13 protein-coding genes are annotated in these 17,406 nt (G+C 46.7%); 2 read left to right on the top strand and 11 right to left on the bottom strand.

Features of this window, described 5'->3' with window-relative positions; translation table 11 throughout:
• Positions 1-352: 352 nt before the first annotated feature.
• Positions 353-1,657, top strand: a complete 1,305-nt coding sequence (locus tag UNH61_RS21340) for a Gfo/Idh/MocA family oxidoreductase (RefSeq protein WP_326994030.1) — start codon at positions 353-355, stop codon at positions 1,655-1,657.
• 13 nt (positions 1,658-1,670) lie between these two features.
• Here UNH61_RS21340 and UNH61_RS21335 read toward each other — a convergent pair whose 3' ends face one another.
• The 4 genes from UNH61_RS21335 to UNH61_RS21320 form a co-directional block, all read right to left on the bottom strand.
• A complete protein-coding gene (locus tag UNH61_RS21335) occupies positions 1,671-2,447 on the bottom strand; it encodes a sterol desaturase family protein (RefSeq protein ID WP_326994029.1) in 777 nt (258 codons plus the stop codon).
• Positions 2,448-2,639: 192 nt separating this feature from the next.
• A complete protein-coding gene (locus UNH61_RS21330; protein WP_326994028.1) occupies positions 2,640-3,509 on the bottom strand; it encodes a DUF4249 domain-containing protein in 870 nt (289 codons plus the stop codon).
• Positions 3,510-3,530: 21 nt separating this feature from the next.
• Positions 3,531-5,912 (bottom strand): TonB-dependent receptor, encoded by a 2,382-nt coding sequence (locus tag UNH61_RS21325; RefSeq protein ID WP_326994027.1) that lies wholly within the window; start codon positions 5,910-5,912, stop codon positions 3,531-3,533.
• Positions 5,913-6,213: 301 nt separating this feature from the next.
• Complete coding sequence (locus UNH61_RS21320) at positions 6,214-6,426, bottom strand: hypothetical protein (protein WP_326994026.1); 213 nt, start codon at positions 6,424-6,426, stop codon at positions 6,214-6,216.
• An 89-nt stretch (positions 6,427-6,515) separates the two neighbouring features.
• Between UNH61_RS21320 and UNH61_RS21315 the strand changes: the two genes are divergently transcribed.
• On the top strand, positions 6,516-7,520 hold the full coding sequence (locus UNH61_RS21315; protein ID WP_326994025.1) for an AraC family transcriptional regulator: 1,005 nt from the start codon (positions 6,516-6,518) through the stop codon (positions 7,518-7,520).
• A gap of 94 nt (positions 7,521-7,614) precedes the next feature.
• Here the strand turns inward: UNH61_RS21315 and UNH61_RS21310 are convergent, their stop codons facing one another.
• The 7 genes from UNH61_RS21310 to UNH61_RS21280 form a co-directional block, all read right to left on the bottom strand.
• Complete coding sequence (locus UNH61_RS21310; protein WP_326994024.1) at positions 7,615-8,244, bottom strand: NAD(P)-dependent oxidoreductase; 630 nt, start codon at positions 8,242-8,244, stop codon at positions 7,615-7,617.
• Between the two features lie 262 nt (positions 8,245-8,506).
• Complete coding sequence (locus tag UNH61_RS21305; protein ID WP_326994023.1) at positions 8,507-10,711, bottom strand: sodium-translocating pyrophosphatase; 2,205 nt, start codon at positions 10,709-10,711, stop codon at positions 8,507-8,509.
• Positions 10,712-10,891: 180 nt separating this feature from the next.
• The gene (locus tag UNH61_RS21300; protein WP_326994022.1) at positions 10,892-12,448 is read right to left on the bottom strand and encodes an NAD(P)H-hydrate dehydratase; all 1,557 of its coding nucleotides are present in this window, start codon (positions 12,446-12,448) and stop codon (positions 10,892-10,894) included.
• Between the two features lie 100 nt (positions 12,449-12,548).
• Positions 12,549-13,076, bottom strand: a complete 528-nt coding sequence (locus UNH61_RS21295) for a hypothetical protein (protein ID WP_326994021.1) — start codon at positions 13,074-13,076, stop codon at positions 12,549-12,551.
• 82 nt (positions 13,077-13,158) lie between these two features.
• Entirely contained in the window at positions 13,159-14,370 is a 1,212-nt protein-coding gene (nhaA, locus tag UNH61_RS21290; RefSeq protein ID WP_326994020.1) for a Na+/H+ antiporter NhaA, read from the bottom strand.
• 86 nt (positions 14,371-14,456) lie between these two features.
• A complete protein-coding gene (locus tag UNH61_RS21285; RefSeq protein WP_326994019.1) occupies positions 14,457-16,346 on the bottom strand; it encodes an OstA-like protein in 1,890 nt (629 codons plus the stop codon).
• 9 nt (positions 16,347-16,355) lie between these two features.
• Positions 16,356-17,354 carry an MlaD family protein gene (locus UNH61_RS21280; RefSeq protein ID WP_326994018.1) on the bottom strand — a complete coding sequence of 333 codons (999 nt, stop codon included), beginning with the start codon at positions 17,352-17,354 and terminating at the stop codon, positions 16,356-16,358.
• Positions 17,355-17,406: the final 52 nt, after the last annotated feature.

Genomic DNA, 17,406 nt, shown 5'->3' with positions numbered 1-17,406 from the left:
AAAAAATCGGTAGTTTTTTTTAGGATTTTTGGTTGAGCGGAAAAGGGGGACCGGGCGACGGCTATCTCCCCCTTTTTTCAGAAAAAATCACCTAATTATATTATCTTAACTACAGGTAATTCCACGTTATTTTCTCGAGCATCCTTATATCCATTTATGGGGCAAATAATGATGAAGAGAAGTGTTTTCTCAGGAACTGTGTTTCCCTGATACCTGGTGTCTGTCATCTTGCTAAACACTCAGAGAAAAACAATTGCCGGAAAAAGTGTTGAAAGTCGGGAAGGAATTGCCAGTAGCTTCCTGCCAGTAAATAACTGTGTGATTGTTGTCTTCATAATAATATCTGAATAGCATGGAAAAAACAAACTCCCAAAAGACTATCGACCGGCGGAATTTCGTCAGGAATACCGTTCAGGCTGCGATAGCATTTACTATTATTCCCCGTTATGTGCTTGGTGGCAAATCGTTTATCGCGCCGAGCGACCATATCAACCTGGGCTTCATAGGAACCGGAAAACAAGCCAGAGGCCTGTTGAGGCCATTTGCATCGAAAGCGCAGGTGCTGGCGGCGGCTGATGTCGACAAACAGAAGCTGGATCTGTTTCGGGTGAATGCGAATAAAATTTACGCGGATATGAAAGAGCAGCCGGTGTATAACGGATTGAATGTTTATGAAGATTTCCAGGAGATATTGAACCGGAAAGATATTGACGCGGTGGTTATTGCGACACCTGACCATTGGCATGCTGTGGGGGCCGTTATGGCTGCCAATGCCGGGAAACACGTGTATTGTGAAAAGCCGCTGGCGCATTCTATAGAAGAAGGAAGGGCAATGGTGAATGCCATACACAGGAATAAAGTAGTGTTGCAGACAGGCAGTATGCAACGGTCCTGGAAGAATTTCCGGCATGCCTGCGAACTGGTGCGGAATGGTTACATCGGCACCGTGAAAGAAGCCTGGGTGAACGTAGGAAAAGCAGGGATTCCCTGTGATTTGCCCGGACAGCCGGTTCCGGCGGTACTTAACTGGGATAGATGGTTAGGGCCGGCCGCTTTCCGTGATTTCAATGCAGAGCTGGCGCCTCCGGTGGAGAAGGATATTTTCCCGAACTGGCGTAACTACCGGGAATTTGGCGGCGGCATTCTGAGCGACTGGGGTGCACATATGTTTGATATTGCGCACTGGGGGCTGGATCTGGATCGTACGGGTCCTGTAAAACTCTTTCCGCCGGATGGTAAAAATTATGATTGCCTGACGATGGAATATGAAAACGGCATCGTTATTAAGCATAAGGATTTCGGAAGGAAGTTTGGTGTAAGGTTTATTGGTTCAAACGGCACGTTGGACATCAGCCGGGAATACCTGGATACCAACCCTGCGAATATTGTTACTGCTGAAATAAAACAGGACGAGGTGCATCTTTATAACAGTAATGATCATTATCAGGACTGGCTGGATGCGATCCGGTTAAACAAGGCGCCTATTTGTGATGTGGAAACAGGACATAGAACAAGCTCTGTATGTTGCCTGGCAAATATTGCCTACTGGCTGAATCGCCCGCTGGAATGGGACCCTGTGAAGGAACATTTCAGGAAGGACCGGGAAGCGAATCATTACATAAAAGCATCTATCCGCGGACCCTGGAGTTTGAAATGAGTACTGCCGGCAATCATTGGCTACGGGAAGCGCGAAGTTGTTTCGTTGTTTTGCGGCTGCCATCGGCACTCCAGCCGGGCGCGTCGAACAGGTAATGGAGTGCTTCTCTGAAGGAATGTGATTGCCGCAGGTCTTTCCAGATATCCACCCATTCGTGGGTGGCAATACGGAAGGGATTGTAGGTATGAATATTTTTCGTCAGGCCATATACCGGGCGTTGTTTTTCGGGAATGAATGTGCCGAACATCCTGTCCCAGATGATCAGGATACCGGCGTGGTTCCTATCGAGATAATCGATGTCGGAACCATGATGTACCCTGTGATGCGAGGGAGTATTGAATACATATTCTATGGGTGCAGGCAGTTTATGTATCACTTCCGTGTGGATCCAGAACTGATAGATCAGGCTGATGGCCTGCATGCTCATGATCATAACCGGGTGGAACCCTGCCAATGGCATCCAGAGCCAGAAAATGAAGCTGCCGGTCAGGTTACCGGTCCATGTTTGCCGCAAGGCAGTAGCCAGGTTATATTTTTCTGATGAATGGTGGATGACATGGGAGGCCCATAAGAAGCGTATGGTATGACTGCTGCGATGAAACCAGTAGTAGCTGAAATCATCTGCAAAAAAGCAGAGTAGCCAGGCCCACCAGGTAAAGCCCAGTGTGAAGAAGCGGAATTGATATATAAAGAGATAGATACCGAATATGACTGCCTTTGTAAAAAGTCCTATGAAGACGTTCCCCAATCCCATAGCGATGCTGCTAAGGGCATCTTTAGGCTCATACATATTCTTTTTATCGATCGTAGTGAAGGTGATTTCGAGTAGTATGAGCAGAACAAATCCTGGAATGGCATATGATATATGATATCAGGTCGGGAGGCATCTTATATAGCTTTGTTATTTAAGTTAACGAATTCCGGGGATTTCGTCTAATCTTTTGATCAGACAAAATCCCCGGAAGCGGTTAAGATAAACAGGCTATTTGAAAGTTCTTTCAGCCCTGCTTACAGCAGAAGTACCAAACCAGCCCAGTATCTTTGTTTTACCGGATGCGGTGGTATTCTGTACATTGCTTTTTACATTTTCGAGTACTTTGGCGAACAGCCCGCCGTTATTGACCTGATCGTTCACCTGGGTCAGAAAATCGTAACTTGGTTTACTCAATGACGAGAGTCTTACAATCACTTTTTCATTCAGCTGGAAGGGTTTGGAGTAGTCGTTAATAGCTCTGGCGATCGGCGCTATGAATACCTGGCCATCAGAAACACCTGAGCCATAAGAGCCGTCTACAGAGAATGCATCTTCCAGCCGGCGTAATGTATCGTTACGATAGGAGCGAATCCAGTAATAATCCACTGCTCCTGGTATGTCTTTGGCGTGCATGGTGGCATAGTATCCTTCTTTGCCACTCAGTACTTCTTCCTTCTTCTTGTATTCGTAAGAAATAGAATCAATAGGGGGCACGCGTTTAACGCTATCGAGGGCTTCAAAAATTTCTCCGCCATATTCCAGGTGCAGTTTGTAAACATGCCCAACTACACCGATCGGTTGGGCGCTGGCATCGTATCTGTACCGGCCGGCGTTTTTATCAAACAGAAACGGATAAGAAGCGCCGGATGTCAGATCAAATACGGTGATCTTTGCGTCGTTGATAATAGGCGCGGGATTGTCGTCGGTATAAGGTACCGACTTGGTAAGCCGGATGTTTTGTACACCGGCTTCGGTAGTGATCCACGCATCAAGTACGGGGTAGGATATACCCGGCGCCACGTTAAGATTGATTTTGTCCTCGCAGGAGGTCAGTCCTGCTACTGCGGCGAACAATATATATAATAATGACTTTTTCATCTGTTGTCAAATTTTGGGCAGTTAGAACTTAAAGTTGTAAGTGATACCAGGGATGATAGAACCTATGATAGACAAGCGTGTGGCTTCCCTCTTGGAGGGATCGTCCTTATTTTGTTTAAAGTAGATGGTATATGCATTTCTGCGGGCATACACGTTATACAGTGAAAATACCCATTCTCCTTTCCAGCGTTTCAGTTGTTTGCCTTTCAGGGTAACAGACAGGTCGAGCCGGTGGTATGCCGGCAGGCGGTAGTTGTTACGCTTATCGGTGCTGTTATAAGGGATGTCCCAGCCCTGGAACTCGAGCCGGTTATCGGCATAAGTACCGGGAGTACCTGAAGCAAACACCCAGTTGGCGGATGCAGAGAGGCGTTTGGTGAAGGTGTGGGTGGCTACGATATTCAGGTTATGTGTACGGTCGTATCGATTGAGGAACCATTCGTTCAGGCTGATGCCCGGAGTTTTCCTTTCGGTGCGGGAAAGGGTATAGCTGATCCAGCCGGTAGTAGCTCCGATATCTTTCTTAGCGTACAGCTCCAGTCCGTAAGCACGGCCTTTTGATGCGAGGAGGTCCGCTTCAATAAGAGGATTCAGTTGCAGGTCGGCATTGTCGATATAATCCAGCTGGTTTTCTGTTGTCTTGTAAAACACTTCTGCAGACAGTTCATAAGAGTCGTTGGGAGCATTATAGAAATAGCCGGCAGTATACTGATCAGAAACGGCGGGTTTGATATTATTGGTACTTGGTGTCCAGATATCCAGTGGTGTAGGAGAGGCTGTATTAGAGAGCTGGTGCATGAACTGGGAAGTTCTGCTATAGGCTACTTTAACGGCATGTTCGTCAGTGAAGGCGTAGCGTGCACTGATTCTTGGTTCAAAGTAGTAATATCCTTTTATTCTCTCATTAGCACCATATTCTTTCGTGCCAATCAGCCTTTTCCGGATGCCGGGGGTAGTGTCTGCATAATAGTAGGCAGTACCATCTCCCAGGAATTGATACACAGAAAGGCGGCCACCGTACTGGATGCCAAATTTCTTGCTGGGTTTGTATTCGTGGTCAAGATAAACAGCAGATTCGAGTGCATGCTGATCAGGCAGGTGCTTAACCTGCTCCGTGTTGCCATCAGTACCGATACCAGTGCCTGGTTTGAAGGTATAATAAACACCCTGAACCCCGAAATGCAGGCTGTTGGCGGAATTGATGTAGTAGGTGAAAGATGGTTTCAGACCATAGTTGATAATGTTGGAAGTCCAGTCATACTTCTGGGTGGTTTCATTTTCCTTTTTGGAAGTATTGTTGCTGAATTTCAGGCTATAGTCGTACTTACTGTAATAAGTAGTGAGGTTAAGGAAAAGGCGGTTAGTAAAAACGTGGTTCCAGCGTACGGTTGCGGTGCTGTTACCCCAGTTCATATTTACATCTTTGCCAACCCCAAATACGTCTCTGCCAAAATATCCGCTGACGAAGAGCGTATTATTTTTATCGAATTTATAGTTCGCCTTTGCGGTGAGATCATAGAAATTGAGTTTGGTATCTTTCATTTCTCCCTTCACGAAAGGCTTCATCAGGATATCAATGTAAGATCTGCGGGCGGCCACAATAAAGGACGCTTTATCTTTTACCAGCGGGCCTTCAACAGAGAGACGGCTGAAAATATTACCGATACCGCCGTTGACATTGAAATGCTGGTCGTTACCATCTTTCATGCGGATATCGAGTACAGAAGATGTTCTGCCGCCATATTCAGCGGGGAAGCCGCCTTTGATCAGGTTCAGGCTTTTAACGGCATCCGGGTTGAAAACGGAGAAGAAGCCGAGCATGTGTGTGGAGTTATATACCGGGGCTTCATCGAGCAGGATGAGGTTTTCATCGGAGGCGCCGCCTCGTACATTGAATCCGGAAGCACCTTCTCCAACGGTATTAACGCCGGGCAATGTCTGGATAGCCCTCAGCACGTCCACTTCTCCCATGAAAGTGGGCATTTTTTTCATCTGCTGAATATCCAGTTTATTGATACTGGTGTTCAGCGTATTGATTGTTTTTTCCTGTTGCTGACCGTTGATGGTGACGGTATTCAGCTGACTGCTGGTAGCTTCCATTTTAACATCAATCGTAACGTTCTTGGTAAGATTGACCGTTGTTTTATAGGGAGCATACCCCATGTAGGAGAACTGTATTTCGTGTTCTCCGGCTGGCAATGTGAGGGAGTAGAATCCGTATTGATTAGTAACAGTACCCAGGCTGGTGCCGGTTTTTCCAACAGATATGCCAACAAGGCTTTCACCGTTTTGTTTGTCTCTTACATAACCATTAACAGTGTATCGGCGCTGCTGTGCAGCAGTTGGCTGACCCGCTATAAATAAAATGAGCAGGGATAACCAAATAGTTGCTTTAGTTTTCATAAAAGCTAATTCCGTTTGATGATAGTATTCCGTTTTTACGCTTGCATATATGACGAAGCAAAAATATGTTACCCCTACGGAGGTCGGAAGTTAATTTTAGTTGTTATTTTTAGTTGTTAGCTTTTAATAAGTGGCAGAGGATGTTATAGGAGGAAAAGTGAAGATCGTTTTTGTTGTTATCTTCACTATTTTAGGTTCTCATCTCTAATTAGATGGCAAAATAAGATTGAAAACGTATTGCAGAATTCGTAATCTGTAATTTACGAATTATTATCTTGTTCGTGGCAAATTATTATTTTGCTCACTGCAAGATGTCGCAATTGAACCCCAGGCGGGTTACAAATTCAATAATTGCCTGCTCGGTCAGGGATTGGGGGCTTACGATACGAAGTACTTTGTCGCAGTCTTCGATATCTACAGTGCAGGCATCTACAGTAAATTGCGCGGAAATTGCGTTGATTACATTGTTTCTATCGTGAACAGTTGTAATATTGGTCCGGAATATTCCCAGCATGGTATACATTTTTTTAGCAAATTTGCTACTGTTTCCCCTTATAACTGTTATATCAAACGGATTATCACTTATACGAAACGGATTATTTTATGGACGTAGTGATTACAAATGAGGCCAGGGATGTACTGTTAACAGAGCCGGCAGCGCTTGACTTTAAAAATTTGCGTTCTACAGCGATAATAGAAGACAAACAGCAATTAAATCTTTCATTTGGTACAGCTGTGATGGAGGAGTCACATTTTGATGGCATCAGCATCGTGCGTTGTCAGGCGGATGTGTATGAAAATATCTATATCCATGTAAATGATGTACCGCAACGTGTAATGTTGATGTTTATGGAGCAGGGAGATGTTAGCACCTCTATTGATGGGTTCCGACGTGATTTAAAGCTAAAGAGTCTTGAACATAACCTGGTATATTCTTCGGCCACTTCGGATAATGCTGCTGTGAAGAAGCAGAAGGGCATCACCCTTTTTGCGCTTGGTCTTACGCCGGATCGTTTTTTGGAGCTGGCAGAAAACAACGGCCGGGTGCTGGAAGGTTTGGCTAATCACGTGGCTGGTAACAGATCAGTTGCGTTGGCAGAGAAATTTAACCCGCGTATTACTCCCCGGATGACGCGTGTGATAGAGGATGTTCGCGGATCCGGTTTCCAGGGAGGATTGAAGAAATTATTTCTGCAGTCGAAAGTAATTGAGCTGCTGGCATTGCAATGTGAGCAGGCGGAGCAGGAGCAGTATGGGCCTGTTAAGGAGAAAATGGTTGCCGGAGATGTGGAGAAACTGTATTATGTTCGTGATCTTCTGATAGAGCATATACAACAACCATTGAGCCTGGCGCAGCTTTCACGCAAGGCGGGCCTGAATGAATTCAAGCTTAAATCGGGTTTTAAAACTGTTTTTAATAACACTGTTTTTGGATATCTGAACGACCGTCGTCTGGAGATCGCCAGGGAACTGGTGCTGGAAGGATTGTTACCTTTATCACAGATAGCAGAACAAGCAGGATATTCTTCTCCCCAACACTTTAGTACAGCATTCAGGAAGAAGTTTGGTGTAAGCCCAGGACGTATTAGAATTAGGAATATAGAATGAAGAATGAAGAAATAACGGGAAGACCTTAGCGATTTAAAAATTTTCGCTAAGGTCTTCCCGTTATTTCTTCATTCTTCATTCTATATTCTTCATTCTAATAAGCCAGCGTAAACCGCTGTTTGATATGTTTCGGTTGTTCCAGCTCGTCGATCAGGGCTACGGCGTAGTCTGCACTTGAAATTTTGCTTTCGCCTTTTTCATTGAATACAACCTGGTCTTTTCCAAGGCGGAATTTGCCGGTGCGTTCACCTGGCTGGATCATCATGGCTGGGCTCAGTACTGTCCAGTCGAGATCATTGGATTGCCTGATAATATAGAAAGCTTCCCTGGTAGCGCTTGCTCCTTCCTTCCATTCTGCCGGGAATTCGGGTGTATCCAGCAATTGCACGCCGGGGGCTATTTCCAGGCTTCCGGCACCGCTTACCGCCAGCAAACGCCTGATCCCATTCTTTTTTGTAGCATTGAGGATAGCATGGATCGCTTTTACGTAAGTAGGAGTATCGTGTGCACTATAAGAAACGATTACCGCTTCATTTCCTGCCAGCAATGGTGTCAGTGCCGCTTCATCAGTAGCATCACCTTTCCTGACAGTAAGACGGTCATTTTTTACTTCAATCTTCTCCGGGTTACGGACAATAGCAGTTACTTCATGTCCTCTGTTCAATGCTTCGTTCAGGATGGCGGAGCCGATAAATCCGGACGCTCCAATGATGGCTACTTTCATGTTGATTTATTTAAATGATGTTTAGTAATACAGCCAGTGAAGGCGGTTTGTTTTAATTGTTATGTATTTTATTACAGTTTTAGCTACTAAAAATACAGATCGTTAAATCTGTAATTAAAAATATTACAGTACAAAAGTAAGGAAGATATTTTAAATACCAAATAAAAAATGTTTTAGAAAGGTAGAGGCAGGAGCGGGGGCTGGAAAAGCAACGTCCCACGGGAGGGTAGCCCGTGGGACGTTAGCTGTTATGTGTCGGTGGTTATTTTTTGTTGTATAGATAAGCAGTTGCCTTATTATCTGTTGTTTTAGATTGCTGTACAGTTGTTTTTGCAGTAGGCGTATCTGCCTGCTTAGTATGGTACAGCTGGGCGAGCGTAGGTGCTATCACCAGTGAAACGATGGACATCAGTTTAATCAGGATGTTCATGGAAGGGCCGGAGGTATCCTTGAATGGATCACCTACGGTATCGCCGGTTACAGATGCTTTATGCGGTTCAGACTTTTTATAGTAGGTTTCGCCGTTGATTTCAACGCCTTTCTCGAATGATTTTTTAGCATTATCCCAGGCGCCACCGGCGTTGTTCTGGAAGATACCCATTAATACGCCGCTCACCGTAGCACCTGCCAGGAACCCGCCCAATACTTCAGGGCCGGCGAGGAAGCCTACCAGCAGCGGGGCCACCAGTGCAATGGCACCGGGGAGCATCATTTCGCGGATAGAAGCCTGCGTGGATATCGCCACGCATTTATCGTATTCGGGTTTACCGGTACCTTCCATGATACCAGGTATTTCCCGGAACTGGCGGCGAACTTCTTCCACCATCGCCATGGCTGCACGTCCAACGGCAGCAATGGCCAGAGAAGAAAAAATGAAGGGGATCATTCCCCCAACGAACAGTCCGGCCAGCACATTCGCCTTATAAATATCAATTCCCTGGATACCTGCTACCCCTACAAAGGCGGCAAACAGCGCCAATGCAGTAAGGGCAGCTGATGCAATGGCAAAACCCTTACCAGTAGCAGCAGTGGTGTTACCTACCGCATCCAGGATATCTGTTTTTTCACGTACATCTTTCGGTAACTCACTCATTTCTGCAATACCTCCGGCATTATCTGCAATGGGGCCAAAAGCGTCAATGGCCAGCTGCATAGCAGTGGTGGCCATCATGCCGGCAGCTGCAATAGCAACGCCATACAATCCTGCCAGCGAGAAAGAGCCTGCAATACCTGCCGCCAGTACCAGAATGGGGAGCGTAGTGGATTCCATACCTACAGAGAGGCCGCCGATAATATTGGTGGCAGCTCCTGTAGCAGATTGGCGGATGATGGATTTAACGGGGCGTTTCCCCATCGCTGTATAATATTCTGTAATCATACTAATCAGCGTTCCTACCGCCAGGCCTACCATGATAGCACCGAATACCTGTCCGCGGGTGAAGTCGTGGTGGCGCAGGCTCATCGTGTCAGCCGGCAATATCCAGTTTACGAGGAAGTAAGAAGCGATAGCTGTTAATACTATGGAACCCCAGTTGCCCATATTCAGGGCTTTCTGTACCACGCCGGTGTTAAGTCCGGCGCTTTCACTGATCCTTACAAAGAAAGTAGCTATGATAGAGAATATGATTCCAAAGCCGGCAATCATCATTGGGAGCAGAATAGGAGCGATACCGCCAAACATGTCGTGGGAAATGGTTTCAGAACCCAACACCATGGTAGCCAGTACTGTTGCCACATAAGATCCGAAAAGATCGGCGCCCATACCGGCTACGTCGCCTACGTTATCGCCCACGTTATCGGCAATGGTAGCGGGGTTACGGGGATCGTCTTCAGGGATGCCTACTTCTACTTTACCTACCAGGTCGGCACCCACATCAGCTGCTTTGGTATAGATACCGCCTCCCACACGGGCGAATAAGGCAATGCTTTCTGCGCCGAGGGAGAATCCGGTCAGTACTTCAATGGTTTTTATCATTTCATCGGTATTGGCACCCGCTCCGAAATATGTTTTCAGGATAATGAACAGGGAGCCCAGACCCAGTACAGCAAGACCGGCAACCCCCATTCCCATTACCGAACCGCCGGTGAAGGAAACCTGCAGGGCTTTAGCGAGACTGGTACGGGCTGCATTGGCAGTGCGTACGTTGGCTTTGGTGGCTACTTTCATGCCTATAAAGCCGGCAGTCGCGGAAAAGCATGCACCCATGACAAAAGCCAGGGCAATAGACCAATGGGAGTTTTCATGGGTGGCGCCCATGTATCCCAGCAACAGTGCAGCGATAATAACAAAATAAATAAGGACTTTATACTCAGATTTCAGAAACGCCATAGCGCCTTCAGCGATGTGCTGAGCTATTTCTTTCATCTTGTCGTTGCCAGCATCCTGGCGGGTAACCCAGGCACTTTTAACGGCGGTAAATAACAAAGCCAATAATCCAAAACATGGAACTAAATAGACGATATTCATGTAAGCGAAATTTATTTTTACTGGTTGACAAAAAACTTTACTAACAAAAAATTAATAGGATTTCAAAATAATATCTCAACTGAATATAAAACATAAATTATTAATTGTATACGCAGTGAATAAAATTATTGTACACATGCGCCATGAGTAAGTGTTTCAGACGAAAAAAAAGTAATGCCCTCAGATGCCCTCGCGGAATGCCTGTCCCAGCCAGCTAACGATATCTCCTGCTGTCATGGCTTCCTGCGAAAGACTGGCTGCAGCCAGATCGCCGGCGTATCCATGCAGCCATGCTCCCAGCAGGGCCGTAGCCTTAGGTGAGTATCCCTGTGCCAGCAGCCCGGTAAGAATGCCGGTCAGCACGTCGCCACTCCCGCCGGTAGCCATTCCCGGGTTGCCGGTATGATTGAAATATACGGAACCATCCGGACATGCAATAGCGGTATATCGTCCTTTCAGTAAAATATATAGTTGCAGGCTCACTGCTTTGGCGGACAGTAACTCCAGTTGGGCAATATTGTTGGCAGTTTTTCCAAACAGGCGTTCAAATTCTTTCGGGTGGGGTGTGAGAATGGAGCCTGCGGGCACTTTGTATAACATAGAGGGATATACGGAGAGAAGATTGAGTGCGTCGGCATCTATAACCATCGGGCCCTGCCAGGCCTCCAGCAGGTGCTCCAGCGCCTTTGCGGTTGCAGGTTTGGTATCGAGGCCGGGGCCTATTCCGATGGCTTTATAACTGGCCAGAAGTACATCCTGATGAAAGTGGCTGCTGAAATGCGCCTCTTCATCGGTAAGGCACATGGCAGCAGGCTCGCTGATCTGCATGATTTGTATACCACAGGCGGGTACATGGCAGGTGAGCAGGCCAACACCGGCGCGCAGGCAGGCCTTTGCGCTGAGCACAGCGGCGCCCATTTTTCCGTAACTGCCTGCGATCAGCAGGGCGTGGCCGTAGGTACCTTTATGCGCAAAGGGATCCCTGGGGCGATATATGGTACGCATAATATCACGGTCGGCCAGGTGAAAGCGTGTAGACGTTTGCGTTATATATGCGGGATGTAGTCCTATCGGTAATATGTGCACATCACCGGTACATGTGGCATTTTCCGGTAACAGGAAAGCCAGTTTATAAAACTCGAAGCTTAATGTAAAATGTGCCTGTACCACCGGATGGTGTATACTGCTGTGATCTGCCATGAGACCGGAAGGCATATCGATGGCCACCACGTGGTGTTTATGGTGTTGATCGTTGATCAGGTGAATAACTGCGGCTACCCAGCCATCCACCGGCCGGCTCATACCAGTACCGAAGATGGCGTCAACAATCACGGCGCCGGGAGGGAGTGCCGGAAAATCAGATACATCGCCAATTTCGTAAAGGCAGGATGGGGCGCCGGTATGATCTTTATCCGGTGCCGGTAAGGCATTGCATTTCGTTTGCAGTAACTGCAGTTTTGCTTCATGATCCGGGCTGGCCTTGCTGCTGTGCTGTAGTACGCCGGTATAAACGGAGTAACCGCGTTCCAGCAATAGCCGGGCTATAACCAGACCGTCTCCTCCGTTATTACCTTTTCCGCAGAAAATATAGATGGGATGTTGAAGCGAATAGTGGTCTTCCAGCCAGGCTGCACATTTGCCGGCAGCCCTTTCCATCAGGTCGGCACTACTGATAGGTTCATGCTCAATGGTGTAGGCGTCGGCCTCCCTGATTTGTGCAGCTGAAAAGATTTTCATGTCCGGATGTTGAACAATAAAATTACTCCAAAATCAGGAACATAAAAAAACGGACCATGCTTGCCTCATGATCCGTTTGTAAATGAAGTGGTCGCCTTACTTAGAAAGCAAATCTGGCAGACACACCGCCGATCTCCTCACCGATGTAGTTAGTGGGGCCCACAAACTGTACGTAAGGTTTCAGATCGGCACTAATGTTTAATGGAAATTTCTTGAAAGTGTATTCGATGCCTATGATACCATCCAATCCGGGTGATACGTAAGAGCCATTGCCCTTGTTCACATAACGATCCCAGTCATAGTCGCGGCGATCATAAATACCAAGGTGTGCACCACCGCCGGCATACATGTTCAGGCCGGGCATTCCCACGTTCCAGTTGTATTCATATAACGCTGTGAAGGTAACGTTATTCCTGTGTTCGTGGTTAGTGCTGATGATACCTTCAATGGCATGTGGCCCCTGGATAAAGTGTTTAACGGTAAACCCTACTACCCACGGATTCAAACGGATACCTAATGCAGTATTGTAGTTGGCCGGATCACTGCTTTGATAGCTCTTTTTTCTTTGCGCGTTGGCCTGAATTGCTATAGCTGCAATAAGGCTGAATAATAACACGACTTTTTTCATGATGTCTTGTTTGAATTAAACTTAAATATATACGTCCAAAAACGTTGGCTTTCCCTCTAAAGTATGTTGACGACGATTAAAATCAGCCTTGTTGCGCAAGAACAGTGCCAACAGGTTTAAGGGTGCGAAGAAAAATAAATCCGGCGAATCCTGCAATGACAGAGGCAACAATAACAGACATGATAGCTATAATCTGTAATTCTCTTTCATCATAAGCGAGAGAAGATATAAAGATAGACATCGTAAAGCCGATCCCTGCAATAAGGCCGATCCCGGCCAGCTGCCACCAATTGGAATGGGAAGGGAGTGTGGCCAGTTTCAGTTTCACTGCAATGAACGACAGGGTAAATATTCCCAGAGGTTTACCAATTACCAATCCGGCTATAATGCCGTAACTGATGTTATTATTTAACGCGCCATGGATATCGGAAGGCAGCTGTATAGCTGTATTAGCCAGGGCAAAAATGGGCATGATAATAAAGTTCACCGGATCATGCAGGCCATGAACCAGGGATGCAATCTTATCCTGAGGGATGCAAAAGGCAAGCAACACGCCTGCAATGGTGGCATGTACGCCGGAATTGAACAGGCAGTACCATAGCACCACGCCTGGTATCAAATACAGGATCAGCCGTTGTACTTTCAGAAAATTAAGTAATATGGGTATCAGCAGCACTCCACCGCCGATAAGCAGGTATTTGATATCGAGATGTGGGGTATAGAAGACAGCGATAGTCAGAATTGCGCCCAGATCGTCGATGATAGCCAGGGCCATCAGGAATATCTTCAGTGACACTGGCACCCGGCGGCCCAGCAGCGATAGTATACCCAGGGAGAAGGCGATGTCAGTGGCCATGGGAATGCCCCAGCCGTGGGCATACGGCGTGTTTTTATTAAAAAGTGCAAAGATCAATGCAGGGAATAACATGCCTCCGATGGCCGCCAGCACAGGTAATATAGACTTGCGTACAGATGAAAGTTCACCGATCGTGAGTTCTCTTTTGATCTCCATTCCCACCAGAAAAAAGAACCATACCATCATGCCGTCGTTTATCCATAACAGATAGGAGTTAGGAAGATATAAGGACCGGTAGTGGTAATGATGCTCGTTGCCAGGGTCAAAAAGGGTGTTCCAGAAACCAACATAATCGTCCTGTATCCCGGAATTAGCCAGTATCATCGACACAATAGTGCAGATGATGAGCACAATTCCTACTGCCCGGCTGTCTTTCAGAAAAGTATGAATCGGGGATATCAGTGTTTTATGAATGATGTGGATAGATTTCCGGATCACGATCAGTTATTTAGGTGAAAAATACTTCCTATAAAACAAAACTGGTTGCCCTTTTTGTTGGCAACCAGTTCCGGTATTATTGAAAATTATTGCATTAGCTCGTATTTGCTTTTCGGTTGCCGTTTCTTGTCCCATTTGAAGTTCTCCAACAGCAGCTGTTCTTTAGGCCGTTTAGGGAATGGGTACACCGTGCCTTCAGGATCTTTGATCAGCACTACTTTATCTACTTCTCCTTTCTTGAAGAATATATTGATAATAGCACACTGGGCTTTGTTGACGCTCATATAAGCGCCTGCCTGGTCTTTGATGTAGTTAATCGTTTCCGCGTTTCCTTCCACATGCATCCAGTCGAGTGTTTCGCCGACTACATAACCGGTAATCAGGTTTCCCTTGATCTGGTTGTACATATCAGGGCCGGCTTCATTGATGATAAAGCCATTATTTTTCAGCAGCATTTTGTCGGCAGTCTGATTTTTGGTGAACATGAGAATGGTATCACCACTCAGCTGTGTTGTGCTATTAGACCAGAGCACTGGTTTGCCGAAGAAGCGGAAAATAGAATCTTTGGAGCTATAGTAAAGGCTGTCGGACACGCCCTGTAACGAATCCGAGAACATTCTCACATGGTGGTATGCCAGGATATACCGTTGTTCGGCGGTATCCTTTTGTGGTCGTTTGAGTGCCATACTACCCGCATAGTGTTTGACGCCGGGAAGTGAATCCTGCAGCTTAACTTCGGGGACGGGGGCTATTTTTACGTTCTTTACCATAGCGGTATCCAGTTTTTGCCGCGTGACTTTCAGTGCACTGTCGGCCATGAACATCATGATGTTGCCTGGAATACTATCGAGTTGCTTTTTGGCAATGGAGTCGCCTTTATTGATGGGTGAAATCGTTGCTGTGAACCGTTCCGGAGGCCGTTTGGTTTGGAGCGCTTTCAGGTTCCTGGTCGGAGATTCCGGTGTACGCCGGAGCCCGGCCACAGAGGGAATTGCGAGACTGTCGTCAGGACGAACAACTCCTGAAAACATCGTATCAGCGGCCATGTACAGGGTATCTTTATTTTTCTCCATGATCAGGAGGGGCTTTTGAACAGCGAGCACTGTTTTTTCCCTTTGATTAACGATTCCTTTATTGGCCAGCAGCGACATTTTGCGGGTGGTATCCTTATAGACCATATTACCGGTGGCATAGGCCATGCCATTGAGTTTGTCCATTTCGATATTATCGGCAGTGATGATGCCGGTGCTATCTTCGATGGTGGGGCGGTTACCGAAATTACCGTAGCCTTTTTCGGTATCGTAGTAACCGCTGCTGGTGTACATCACGGTTTTATCGTTGCTGTTGATAGTAGTTGGCGCAACGATGTTGGCTATTTTGGTAGCGGTGTTGTACAGCAGTTCGCTGGTGCTGAGGGTATATTCCGGATCTACCAGCAATACATTCTGTATGAAGTGCATCTCTTTGGTTTCCGTATAATAGTAGCCCTCGTTGCTGGTAAGTACGCTTTTACCATTCACCAGTTTTCCGCCCTGCAGATAAGAGCCGATCTTGGCGTTCATATCATATTGCAGTTCGGGGCCGGTGATGGTCACTTTACCATCCGTCAGCCTGGCATTTTCGCGGAGTATGGCGATGCGGGTAGTGGCGTCGTAGTTGAGGTAGTTGCCGTAAATGTGTACACTATCGGCCTGATTGATGTGGATATTGCCATAAGCGTCGATAATATTTGTTTTATCATTTCTGATGGCGCTGTCGCAGGTGAAGGTGGTAGAGCCCTGTTTGAAGACTGCATGCCCGAGGATACGGGTCATGAGACTGGAGTCTCGTTTCACCTGAAGCAGTGAGTCGGCGTGTACAATTTCAATAACTGACCCGGATTTCGGTGCGGGTTGCGCCGGAAACTGGGCGTTGGCCGTAGCTGCGAAGAAGCAGATAATGGCCAGGAAGATCCCTGATTTTATATATCGATGCATTGATGCTTATTATTGAGCCATTGCCGAGTCGGAGGGCAGTGGTTTCGTTTTATCTTTTTTGCCAAACAGGGAGAAGTGTACGTAGCGTTTAGGATTGACCCGCAGATCTTCCAGCAGTTTATTCAGGTTACCCAGCGAGTACTGCAGGTTATTATACACTTTTTTATCGTTCAGCATGAGGCCAGCGGTACCGTCAGTAGAGTTCAGCTTGGCCATGGTGTGGTTCAGGTTATTGACAGTTTGCTGAAGCTCCAGCAGTGTTTTATCGATCTGGCCATTGGCGAGGGCGCCGGTGGCTTTCTGTGCATTGTCGAGGATACCGGTGATCTTAGCATTATTATCCTTCAGGTTACCGGTAACAGCGGCGAGGTTATTGAAGGTTTTCTGGATATTACCTTTATCCGGATCCAACATACTGTTGAGAGATGCGGAGGTATGGGTAAAGTTACGCATAGTCACATTCAGGTTGCGGATAGCTTCCTGCAGGTTTCCTTTGGCGTTAGTATCCAGAATGGCGTTTACAGCGAGCAGTACTGAGTCTACATTAGAAAGGGTTCCCTGTAGTTTCTTAATCAGCGGGCTGACCTGTTCTTTGATGGCATCTGTCATAGAGCCGTCTACGGCAGCATAAACGGTATCTCCGCTTTTCAGATATTCGGTAGCGTTACCCAGGTCTATCTGCACGGTTCTGGTACCCAGCAGATCGCTGCTGATATGGGCAACGGAGTTGCGCGGGATTTCGATTTTTTTAGTAAGGGTCAGTGTTACAAGGATGCGGGAAGGATCATTTTCCATTACCTCCAGATTCGCAACATTACCTACACCCAGCCCGTTTACCTGCACGGCGTTGGCCGGTTGCAGGCCATTCACCTGTTTATATACCGCATAAATAGTCCTGTTATGAGAAAACAGGCTTTTTCCTTTCAGTAAATTAAAGCCCAGCACAAGTAAGGTTATACCCAGCACGGTTAGTATACCCACTTTGGTTTCATTAGATAATTTGAGCATGAGATTCGTATACGTTCACGCAAAAATAAACAAAAAGCGTGCACGGGACGTA

The sequence above is a fragment of the Chitinophaga sp. 180180018-3 genome, from assembly GCF_037893185.1.
Taxonomy (GTDB): Bacteria; Bacteroidota; Bacteroidia; order Chitinophagales; family Chitinophagaceae; genus Chitinophaga.
The sequence above is the reverse complement of the archived record's forward strand: the minus strand, read 5'-3'. Positions and strand labels throughout refer to the sequence as shown.

Excerpts from the sequence above, each read along its gene's own strand:
- UNH61_RS21280 (WP_326994018.1), bottom strand. The coding sequence starts at position 17,354 with ATGCTCAAATTATCTAATGAAACCAAAGTGGGTATACTAACCGTGCTG.
- UNH61_RS21315 (WP_326994025.1), top strand. The coding sequence starts at position 6,516 with ATGGACGTAGTGATTACAAATGAGGCCAGGGATGTACTGTTAACAGAG.
- UNH61_RS21310 (WP_326994024.1), bottom strand. The coding sequence starts at position 8,244 with ATGAAAGTAGCCATCATTGGAGCGTCCGGATTTATCGGCTCCGCCATC.
- UNH61_RS21330 (WP_326994028.1), bottom strand. The coding sequence starts at position 3,509 with ATGAAAAAGTCATTATTATATATATTGTTCGCCGCAGTAGCAGGACTG.
- UNH61_RS21325 (WP_326994027.1), bottom strand. The coding sequence starts at position 5,912 with ATGAAAACTAAAGCAACTATTTGGTTATCCCTGCTCATTTTATTTATA.
- UNH61_RS21285 (WP_326994019.1), bottom strand. The coding sequence starts at position 16,346 with ATGCATCGATATATAAAATCAGGGATCTTCCTGGCCATTATCTGCTTC.
- UNH61_RS21340 (WP_326994030.1), top strand. The coding sequence starts at position 353 with ATGGAAAAAACAAACTCCCAAAAGACTATCGACCGGCGGAATTTCGTC.
- UNH61_RS21305 (WP_326994023.1), bottom strand. The coding sequence starts at position 10,711 with ATGAATATCGTCTATTTAGTTCCATGTTTTGGATTATTGGCTTTGTTA.
- UNH61_RS21320 (WP_326994026.1), bottom strand. The coding sequence starts at position 6,426 with ATGCTGGGAATATTCCGGACCAATATTACAACTGTTCACGATAGAAAC.
- UNH61_RS21295 (WP_326994021.1), bottom strand. The coding sequence starts at position 13,076 with ATGAAAAAAGTCGTGTTATTATTCAGCCTTATTGCAGCTATAGCAATT.
- UNH61_RS21335 (WP_326994029.1), bottom strand. The coding sequence starts at position 2,447 with ATGTATGAGCCTAAAGATGCCCTTAGCAGCATCGCTATGGGATTGGGG.
- UNH61_RS21300 (WP_326994022.1), bottom strand. The coding sequence starts at position 12,448 with ATGAAAATCTTTTCAGCTGCACAAATCAGGGAGGCCGACGCCTACACC.